We start from the raw sequence: 10754 nt of genomic DNA, 5'->3' as shown, positions 1-10754 counted from the left end.
GGCGCCCCCGCTGGGTGGGCGCCTCTCCCTCCGCCTTCTCCGGGTCGTACGCGTCCGGGGGGGGCGTCCGCTTACGGCGGCCGCGGGACGCGGGCACGGCCTCGCGCCACTGCTCGTCGTAGCGCGCGTCGTCCTCGGAGCCGTCCCCGAACGCGGAGTCCTCCACCGGGTCGGCCTGGATGATGCCGAGCTTCTGTCCGAGCAGCCTGAGCCGCTGCGGAATGGCGTTCACCGGAGTCGCGGTGACGACCAGGAGCCCGAAGACCGTGAGCAGGACGAGCAGCGGTACGGCGAGCACCTCGCCCATCGTGAAGATCAAGGGGCGGGACGCGGCCCAGCCGATCAGGCCGCCGGCATCCCTTATGGCCTCGGTGCCCTCACCGCGCCCGGGGGCGCCGCACGCCATGTGCACCTGGCCGAGCACCCCGATGACGAGGGCCGAAAGCCCGATGACGATACGGCCGTTGGCCTCCTGCTGCTCGGGGTGGCGGATGAACCGTACGGCCATGCCGCCGAGGAGCAGCGGCACCAGGAGGTCGAGCCGGCCGAACGCACCCGTGACCAGGAGCTCGACCAGATCGCCCACAGGGCCGCGGAGTTGGGACCAGGTGCCGGCCGCGACGATCAGCGCCAGGCCGAGCAGCAGCAGCGCGAGCCCGTCCTTGCGGTGTGCGGGGTCGAGTCCCTTGGCGCCACGCCCTATGCCGCGGAATGTCGCACCCACCGCGTGCGCCAGGCCGAGCCAGACGGCACGGGCAAGCTTGTAGATGCCACCGGTGGGGTTCGGGGCGGGCTTCGGCGCCGGCTTGGCCGCGGCCTTCTTGGCGGGCGCCTTCTTGGCCGGCGCTTTGGCTGCCGTGGCCTTTTTCGCCGGAGCCTTCTTGGGCGCCGCCGCCTTCTTGGCAGGGGGCTTCTTGGCTGCGGAGGGACGTGAGGCCATGGGGGTGAGGTTACCGGTGCGGACCCCTGCGGACACGTGTGCCCACTGCTTCACCCGTTCGTGTCGGCGCACAAGGGCACCAAACTGACACGGGATCAATTGTGCGGGTACGGAGGCGGACCGGTCCCTCAGTCGGTGCGTGGAGATTCCGCGTCACGTACGGGCAGGTTCCGCGTCACGTACGGGGAGACGCGTCACGTACGGGGAGACGCGTCACGTACGGGGAGACGCGTCAGTTCTGCGAAGGAACCGAAGCCGCGCCCGGGCCCGTGCCCGGCTCCAGAGCGTCAAGTGCCCGGCGGAGCCCGGTCAGTTTGCGCTCCAGATGGGCCGCCGTGGCCACCGCCGCGGCGTCCGCGGACTCGTCGTCGAGTTGCTTGGACAGCGCCTCGGCCTGCTCCTCCACGGCCGCGAGGCGCGCCGAGAGCTCGGCGAGCAGTCCCGCGGGCTCACCCTTGTCGCCGATCGGCGCCTTGCCGCCGCCTTCGAGCTGGAGCCGCAGCAGAGCGGCCTGCTCACGCAGTTGGCAGTTCTTCATGTAGAGCTCGACGAACACCGAGACCTTGGCGCGCAGCACCCACGGGTCGAAGGGCTTCGAGATGTAGTCCACCGCGCCCGCCGCGTAACCGCGGAACGTGTGGTGCGGACCGTGGTTGATCGCGGTGAGGAAGATGATCGGGATGTCTCGGGTCCGTTCCCGGCGCTTGATGTGCGCTGCGGTTTCGAAACCGTCCATTCCAGGCATCTGGACGTCCAGCAGAATGACCGCAAAGTCGTCCGTGAGCAGTGCTTTGAGCGCTTCCTCCCCGGACGATGCCCGCACCAGGGTCTGATCGAGCGCAGAGAGGATGGCCTCGAGCGCCAGCAGATTCTCCGGCCGGTCATCGACCAGGAGGATCTTGGCCTTCTGCACCATGGCCCGTCCTCCTCGCCCCGGCAGTCCACCGGTCGCCGCCCCAGGGGACGACTCCGTCCTGCCGCCCGTCCTTGTGCCGGTCATGGTAGCCGCACCCCGCCTGTCGCCACACCCTGTCACCGCGATGTCACTGTGCACGTAGCAGAAACGCAAGCGGAGACCAGAAGGTTCCCCGAATCCCGCACCTCTACACGGCAACGGACACGTTCCGTCAGCACGTCTTCGCGCGCGGCCGCCGTCACCGGCCCCTTCGTGGGCACCGGTCGCCCCTTCAGGGCGGCTTGCGTGCGCGACCGGTCATCCACCCGGCCGCGCACGGACAAGCGGCGCACGCTCCCGCTCAGTCCTCGTTCATCCAGCTCTCCATGACCGAAAGCAGATGGTCGGGATCGACGGGCTTCGTGACGTAGTCGGAAGCACCGGATTCGATGGCCTTCTCGCGGTCGCCCTTCATCGCCTTCGCGGTGAGCGCGATGATCGGCAGACCCGCGAACTGCGGCATCCGACGGATCGCCGTCGTCGTCGCATAGCCGTCCATCTCCGGCATCATGATGTCCATCAGGACCAGCGTCACATCGTCGTGCTGCTCGAGGACTTCGATGCCCTCGCGCCCGTTCTCCGCGTACAGGACGGACAGGCCGTGCTGTTCGAGGACGCTGGTCAGCGCGAAGACGTTGCGGATGTCGTCGTCGACGATCAGGACCTTCTCGCCACCGAAGTGGTAGCTGGGCCGCTGCTGCGGCGCCGGCTGTTCCGCGCCCGTCCACGGCTCCTGACCGCTCTGTCCCGCGGTCTGGCCGGGCAGCGCGGCCCGCGGCTCGGCAGCCTGTACGGAGCGCCTGCGGCGCCGGAACAGGGTGCCCGACTGGGCCACCGGCTCAGGCTCCGAGAGCTCCGCCTTGCCGTTCTCGCTCGCCGCGAACGGCTCGTCGACCGGCGCGGGCGGCAGCGCCTGCAGGCCCGTGTGGCTCGCCGGCTCGATGGCGGTGGCGAGTTGGGCGTACTCCTGCGGCGGCAGCTCGTTGGGGTGCATCGGCAGGTACAGCGTGAAGGTCGAGCCGCGGCCCGGTTCGCTCGCCGCGTGGATCTCGCCGCCGAGCAGCCGCGCGATGAGCCGGCTGATCGAAAGACCCAGGCCCGTACCGCCGTACTTGCGGCTGGTGGTGCCGTCGGCCTGCTTGAACGCCTCGAAGATGACCCGCATCTTGCTGCCCGGGATACCGATGCCGGTGTCGGTGACCGAGAACGCGATCATGTCCGCGTCCGGGCTGCGCAGCGTGCCCATCTCCAGGAGCTGGGTGCGGATCTCGTGCGGCACCTCGGTGCCCGCGGGCCGGATGACCAGCTCGACGGCGCCGGAGTCGGTGAACTTCACCGCGTTCGACAGGAGGTTGCGCAGCACCTGGAGCAGTCGCTGCTCGTCCGTGTGCAGCGTCGCGGGCAGCTCCGGAGACACCCGTACGGAGAAATCAAGGCCCTTCTCCGCGGTGAGCGGCCGGAATGTCGCCTCGACATAGTCCACGAGCTGGACGAGCGCGATCCGCGTCGGCGAGACGTCCATCTTGCCCGCCTCGACCTTGGACAGGTCCAGGATGTCGTTGATCAGCTGGAGCAGGTCGGAACCCGCTCCGTGGATCGTCTCGGCGAACTCGACCTGCTTGGGCGAGAGGTTGCCCTCGGCGTTGTCGGCGAGCAGCTTGGCGAGGATCAGCAGCGAGTTGAGCGGGGTGCGCAGCTCGTGGGACATGTTCGCGAGGAACTCGGACTTGTAGCGCATCGAGACCGCGAGCTGTTCGGCACGCTCCTCGAGGACCTGGCGGGCCTCTTCGATCTCGGTGTTCTTGACCTCGATGTCGCGGTTCTGCTGGGCGAGCAGCTCGGCCTTCTCCTCCAGCTCGGCGTTGGACAGCTGGAGCGCCTTCTGCCGGTTCTCCAACTCCTCGGAGCGGTCCCGGAGTTGCTCGGTGAGCTCCTGCGACTGCTTGAGCAGCACCTCCGTCTTCGTATTGACGGAGATGGTGTTGACGCTGGTCGCGATCATCTCGGCGATCTGGCTGAGGAAGTCCCGCTGGATCTGGGTGAACGGCTGGAACGAGGCCAGCTCGATCACCCCGAGCACCTGCGCCTCGAAGAGCACCGGAAGGACGATCACCTGCGCCGGCGGGGCGTCCCCGAGACCCGAGGCGATCTTGAGATAGCCGGAGGGCGCGTTCTCGACGAGGATCGTGCGCCGCTCCTGCGCGGCCGTGCCGATCAGCGTCTCGCCCGGCTTGAAGGACGTCGGCATCGAGCCCATCGAGTAGCCGTAACTGCCCATCATCCGCAGCTCGTACGCCTCCTCGTCGGACGCCCCGACCTCCTTGGCGTCGTCCGAGGGCATGGCCAGGAAGAACGCGCCGTGCTGCGCGGAGACCACCGGGGTCAGCTCGCTCATGATCAGGCCGGCCACGTCCGCGAGGTCGCGGCGGCCCTGCATGAGACCGGAGATCCGGGCCAGGTTGCCCTTGAGCCAGTCCTGCTCCTTGTTGGCGATGGTGGTGTCGCGCAGGTTGGCGATCATCGTGTTGATGTTGTCCTGCAGCACCTGGATCTCGCCCGCCGCGTCGACGTCGATCTTCAGGTTGAGGTCGCCGCGGGTCACCGCGGTGGCGACCGCGGCGATCGCGCGCACCTGCCGGGTCAGGTTCCCGGCCATCTCGTTCACGGACTCGGTGAGGTCGCGCCAGGTGCCGTCGACGTCGCGGACGCGCGCCTGACCGCCCAACTGGCCTTCCGTACCCACCTCCCGGGCGACTCGGGTGACCTCCTCGGAGAAGGAGGAGAGCCGGTCGACCATGGTGTTGATGGTGGTCTTGAGCTCCAGGATCTCGCCGCGCGCGTCGATGTCGATCTTCTTGGTGAGATCGCCCTTGGCGATGGCGGTCGTGACCATCGCGATGTTGCGCACCTGGCCGGTGAGGTTGGCCGCCATCTGGTTCACGGACTCGGTGAGGTCCTTCCACGTACCGGCGACGCCGGGTACGCGGGCCTGGCCGCCGAGGATGCCGTCCGTGCCCACCTCGCGGGCCACCTTGGTGACCTGGTCGGCGAACGAACTCAGGGTGCGCACCATGGTGTTGAAGGTGTCGGCGAGCTGCGCGACCTCGCCGCGCGCCTCGATCGTGACCGTACGGGTCAGATCGCCGTTGGCGACCGCCATCGCGACCTGCGAGATGTTGCGCACCTGGCTGGTCAGGTTGGAGGCCATCAGGTTCACGTTGTCGCTGAGGTCCTTCCAGATGCCGGTGACTCCCGGCACCCGGGCCTGACCGCCCAGCTGGCCCTCCGTACCCACCTCGCGGGCCACGCGCGTGACCTGCTCGGCGAAGTTGGAGAGCTGGTCAACCATGGTGTTGACGGTCGTGACGAGTTCGAGGATCTCGCCCTTCGCGTCGACGGTGATCTTCTTCGACAGGTCGCCCATGGCGACCGCGGTGGTGACCTCGGCGATGTTGCGCACCTGTGAAGTCAGGTTGTTCGCCATGAAGTTCACGGACTGCGTGAGGTCCTTCCACGTGCCCGCGACGCCCTGGACCTCGGCCTGTCCGCCGAGGATGCCCTCGGTGCCCACCTCGCGGGCCACCCGGGTCACCTGGTCGGCGAAGCTGGAGAGCTGGTCCACCATCGTGTTGAGGGTGTTCTTCAGCTCCAGGATCTCGCCGCGCGCGTCGACCTCGATCTTCTGCGAGAGGTCACCGCGGGCCACCGCGGTCGCGACCTGCGCGATGTTACGGACCTGGGCCGTGAGGTTTCCGGCCATGCCGTTCACGGAGTCGGTCAGATCGCGCCACACTCCGGCGACGCCGGGCACCTGCGCCTGACCGCCGAGCCGGCCCTCCGTACCCACCTCGCGGGCCACCCGGGTCACCTGGTCGGCGAAGGCGGAGAGCTGGTCGACCATCGTGTTGATGGTGTTCTTCAGCTCCAGGATCTCGCCGCGCGCGTCGACCTCGATCTTCTGCGACAGATCGCCACGGGCCACCGCGGTGGTGACCTGGGCGATCTGCCGTACCTGTGAAGTCAGGTTCCCCGCCATGAAGTTGACGGAGTCCGTGAGGTCCTTCCACGTACCGGAGACGCCGTCCACGCGCGCCTGTCCGCCCAGACGCCCCTCGGTGCCCACGTCACGGGCCATACGGGTCACCTGGTCGGCGAAGCTGGAGAGCTGGTCCACCATCGTGTTCACGGTGTTCTTCAGCTGGAGCATCTCGCCGGAGACGTCGACAGTGACCTTCTGAGAAAGGTCGCCGTTCGCCACAGCCGTGGTGACCTGGGCGATGTTGCGCACCTGGCCGGTGAGGTTGCGGAAGGCGGTGTTCACCGAGTCGGTGAGGTCCTTCCACGTACCGGCCGCACCGGGCACCTCGGCCTGCCCGCCGAGCTCACCCTCGACGCCGATCTCCCGTGCCACACGCGTGACTTCGGAGCCGAAGGCGGAGAGCTGGTCGACCATCGTGTTGACGGTGTTCTTGAGTTCCAGCATCTCGCCGGCCACGTCGACGGTGACCTTCTGCGAGAGATCACCGCTGGCGACCGCGGTCGTCACGGTGGCGATGTCACGCACCTGGGTGGTGAGGTTGCGGAAGACCGTGTTCACCGAGTCGGTGAGGTCCTTCCACGTACCCGCCGCGCCCGGCACGAGCGCCTGACCGCCGAGCTGCCCGTCGAAGCCGACCTCGCGCGCCACGCGCGTGACCTCGTCCGCGAACGTCCGGAGCGTCTCGGTCATCTGGTTGATCGTTTCGGCGAGCTGCGCGACCTCGCCGCGCGCGCTCACCGTGACCTTGCGGGACAGATCGCCGTTGGCGACGGCCGTGGTGACCTCGGCGATGCCGCGCACCTGCGCGGTGAGGTTGCCGGCCATCAGGTTCACCGAGTCGGTGAGGTCCTTCCACACGCCGGCCACGCCCGGCACCTGCGCCTGACCGCCCAGCTCGCCTTCCGTACCCACCTCGCGGGCCACACGCGTGACCTCGGAGGAGAAGGAGGAGAGCTGGTCGACCATGGTGTTCACGGTGTTCTTCAGCTCGAGCATCTCGCCCGCGACATGCACCGTCACCTTGCGCGACAGATCGCCCTTGGCGACCGCGGTGGTGACGAGAGCAATGTCACGCACCTGCGCAGTGAGCCGGTACGCCATGGTGTTGACCGAATCCGTGAGGTCCTTCCACGAACCGGACATTCCGCGCACCCGGGCCTGCCCGCCCAGCTTGCCCTCCGTACCGACCTCGCTGGCCACGCGCGTGACCTCGTCGGTGAACCGGGAGAGCTGGTCGACCAGGTTGTTGACCGTGCGGCCGACCTTCAGGAACTCACCGCGCAGCGGGTGCGCCGAGCCGTCGGAGCCGGGCGCGCGCAGCTCCATGCGCTGCTCGAGGTCGCCCTCGGCGACCGCGGAGAGCACCCGTCCGACCTCGGAGACGGGACGTACGAGATCGTCGACCAGGGCGTTGGACGCGTCGATCGCCGCCGCCCACGAGCCCTCGTAGGCGCCGCTCTCGAGCCGTTCCGTGAGCTTTCCCTCACGGCCGACCATGCGCCGTACCCGCGAGAGCTCGCCGGTCAGATGCAGATTGCGGTCCGCGACATCGTTGTAGAGCGCCGCGATCTCGCCCATCACGCCGTCGTTCGTGACCGTCAGACGCTTGCGGAAGTTACCGTCCCGCATCGCTGCCAGCGCGGCGACCAGCTTGTTCAGTGCCGCGGCATCGACTTCCACCGTCCCGTTACCGCGGCCGGCACGGGACTGAGCGCCTTTCGCGCGCGTGGACTTGCCTCGCGCAGCTGTACCGGACTCCACCGTGTCCCTCCCGCAGGGGTCGACCACTCGCTCGGTTGCTCGATGCTCGTTGCCGGGATTCCCGGGCTACTCCGACTGTCCTTCAGAGCTTGCCCAGTGTTTCACCCTGTCCGAACCAGGCCATAACACTTCGGCAGCTTCGTACTCCGCCGAAGTGTTCGTCGGCACCCTCCGGGCGGAAACACGGCAACCGGCATCCGCATGAACCGCGAAGGTAAGTAATCTGGCATCCGGCTGTCCAACCACCCCGGTCCGTCCGGCCTGGGCGGTACTACGGGAAATTACGGGCTGACGCGCTTGTGGAGGGGCGGCCGCACGATGGGCAGGGGAAACGTGTACGTGGACGGATCCGACACCGATACGCGCACAGGGAGTGCTGTGATCACCGCGCGAGCGGCCGCCACCTTCGAGCCCGTCGGGCGCTCGGTGGCCAGTGCCCGAGCGTTCGTCCGCGACACCCTCCAGGGCTGGGGCTATACCGACATCATCGATGACGCGGTGGTCCTGACCAGCGAACTTGTCACCAATGCCGTGGTCCACGCCGGCACCACCGCCGATGTGCTGTGCCTGCGCAGTGAAGATGCTGTACGGATCGAGGTCGCCGACCGTTATCCGGAGCGAGAGATCCCGCTTCAGCAGTCTTTGCGCACTCTTGGAAGTCCGGACCGCGAAGGCGGCCGCGGCCTCCAGCTGTGCGCGGCGCTCGCCAGCCGCTGGGGTGTCGAGTACACGCCCACGTTCAAACAGGTCTGGTTCCGTCTCGACCTCCCCGAGCGCCCGGTCGGCACCCGCACCGCGGGCCCCGCGCTCCCGGTCGACCTGCTGCCGGTCACCGACCCGCGCGTCCATGTCGCCGTCGTCCAGATCGACCGCGAGGGCGCGATCACCGCGTGGAGCGACGCCGCGGAGAGCCTTTTCGGATACGAGAGCGAGAAGGTCCTCGGCCGCCCGCTCACCGATTTCGCGGCCTGGCCGCACACCCCCGGCACGAGCACGGGCATCGTCGAGGCGCTCCAGCTCTCGCGCTGGGAAGGCAGTTACGGGATCCGCGGCGCCGACGGCCGAGTGATCCCCGTCTACGCCTCTCATCTGCGCGTACGGGACCCGGAGGGCGATCCGTCGACGGTCTGTCTGCTCGTACGGGACCACGAACGCGCCGTGCTGCAGAGCCCGCACCGCGGGCCGGCCCCCGACGCGGCGACGCTCCCGGACGCGGGCACGGCGGCCGACCCCTTCGACACCTTCATCGGCTCCCCCGCACCCGACGATCTCGACGGGCTCCTTCAGCGCACGGTCGAGCGCGCCCGCGACATGCTCGACGGCGACGCGGCCTTCCTGCTGCTCGCCACGGACGACGAGACGGAGCTGGAGGTGCGCGCCTCGACCGGCCTGCCCTCCGCCCGCCAGCGCTTCGCCCGCGTACCCGTTGAGGCCGGCACGGGGCGCTACGGTTCGGCGCGCATGCCCGCGGTGCACGAGGACCTCACCGTCGTACCGGGCGCGGCCCCGCTGCTCAACGGCACCGGGATGCGCTCGGTCGTCACCGTCCCGCTCAAGGTCGAGGGCCGGCTCACCGGCTCGCTCGGCGTCGCGGCCGAGGCGCCTGGGCGGTACTCGAACGAGGAGGCGCTGCGCCTCCAGTTCGCCGCCGACCGCATCGCGCTCAACGTCGAGTCCGCCCGCCTCGGCGAGCTCGAGCGCCTGCGCCGCGGCTCCCTGAGCTTCCTGGTCGAGGCCTCCGACCTGCTCGCCGGCACCCTGGACCGCGACCAGACCCTGGCGCTCATGGCCCAGATGACCGTCCCGACGCTGGCCACCTGGTGCGCGGTCTACACGATCGCGGACCAGTCGTCGGAGCCGTATCTCTCCTACGTCCTGCATGAGGACGAGGACCGTATCGACGGTCTCAAGGCCCTGCTGCAGCGCATCGATCCCCCGGACCCGGTGCCGACCCCGGGCGCCCGCGTCTGGAACGCGCCATCGGAAGCGGCCCACCGCGCCGCCCTGCGCACCTCGATGCGCAGCCTCGGTCTCGGCGAGCCCACGCGCCTGGCCGCCGGAATCGGGACGACCCTCGCGACGGCCTCCGCGGTCGGCGGCGAGACGGTCGTTCTCCCCCTCGTCGCCCGTAACCGCGTCATCGGCATGCTCACGCTCGGCAAGCCCTCCGAGGAGCACTTCCGCCAGGAGATCCTCGAACTCGCCGAGGACCTCTCGCGCCGGGCCGCCCTCGCGCTCGACAACGCGCGTCTGTACTCGGAGCGCATGGCCATCAGTCAGTCCCTCCAGCGCAGCCTGCTCCCGCCCGGCCTCCCCCAGATCCCGGGCGTCGAGGTCGAGGTGATCTACCGCGCGGCCGGCGAGGGCAACGAGGTCGGCGGCGACTTCTACGACCTCTTCCCGATCCGCGACGGCGCGTACGGCTTCGCGATCGGCGACGTCTGCGGCACGGGCCCGGAGGCCGCCGCGGTCACCGGCCTCGCCCGCCACGCCCTCAGACTCCTGGCCCGCGAGGGCTTCGGCGGTCCCGCGGTCCTCGAACGCCTCAATGCGGCGATCCTCGACGAGGGCGCCCGCAGCCGCTTCCTCACCTTGCTGTACGGGGAGTTGTGGCCGCAGGAGGACGGCTCGGCGGTCCTGAAGCTGGTGTGCGCCGGCCATCCCCTGCCGCTGCGCCTGCGCCAGGACGGCACGGTCGAACCCTTCGCCGAACCACAGCCGCTGCTCGGCGTGATGGACGACCTGGAGCTGTACGAGCAGACCATGACGCTCGAGCCCGGCGACGTGCTCCTGTGTGTGACGGACGGAGTGACCGAGCGCCGCGAGGGCACGCGGATGCTCGGCGACGACGGTCTGATGGACGTCCTGACCAACTGCACCGGCCTGACCGCGGGCGCCGTCGCCTCCCGCGTGATGCGCGCGGTGGAGCGCTTCGCGACGGACGCGCCGTCGGACGACATGGCGATCCTCGCGATGCGCGTCCCGGAGCCGCACAAGGACTGATCCCGGCACCGGGTCGCAGAGGCCCGGAACGCAGAAAACCCCGCCCGGTCACCGGG

Annotated in this window: 3 protein-coding genes and 1 pseudogene; 1 reads left to right on the top strand and 3 read right to left on the bottom strand. The window is 69.3% G+C overall.

From position 1 onward, the window contains the following. From JAO81_RS39875 to JAO81_RS39865, 3 genes and pseudogenes are all read right to left on the bottom strand, one after another. Nucleotides 1-940, bottom strand: a pseudogene (locus JAO81_RS39875) (cell division protein FtsK); the annotation flags it as partial. 232 nt (nucleotides 941-1172) lie between these two features. Next, nucleotides 1173-1856, bottom strand: a complete 684-nt coding sequence (locus JAO81_RS39870; RefSeq protein ID WP_199552904.1) for a two-component system response regulator — start codon at nucleotides 1854-1856, stop codon at nucleotides 1173-1175. 340 nt (nucleotides 1857-2196) lie between these two features. After that, nucleotides 2197-7695, bottom strand: a complete 5499-nt coding sequence (locus JAO81_RS39865) for a HAMP domain-containing protein (protein WP_199552903.1) — start codon at nucleotides 7693-7695, stop codon at nucleotides 2197-2199. A 318-nt stretch (nucleotides 7696-8013) separates the two neighbouring features. Here JAO81_RS39865 and JAO81_RS39860 point away from each other — a divergent pair, with 318 nt between their 5' ends. Then, nucleotides 8014-10698 (top strand): SpoIIE family protein phosphatase, encoded by a 2685-nt coding sequence (locus JAO81_RS39860; protein ID WP_233416577.1) that lies wholly within the window; start codon nucleotides 8014-8016, stop codon nucleotides 10696-10698. Nucleotides 10699-10754: the final 56 nt, after the last annotated feature.

Source organism: Streptomyces sp. N35, assembly GCF_016464295.1.
Lineage (GTDB): Bacteria > Actinomycetota > Actinomycetes > Streptomycetales > Streptomycetaceae > Streptomyces.
Note: the sequence above shows the minus strand (reverse complement) of the source record. Positions and strands in the feature narration are given on the sequence as shown.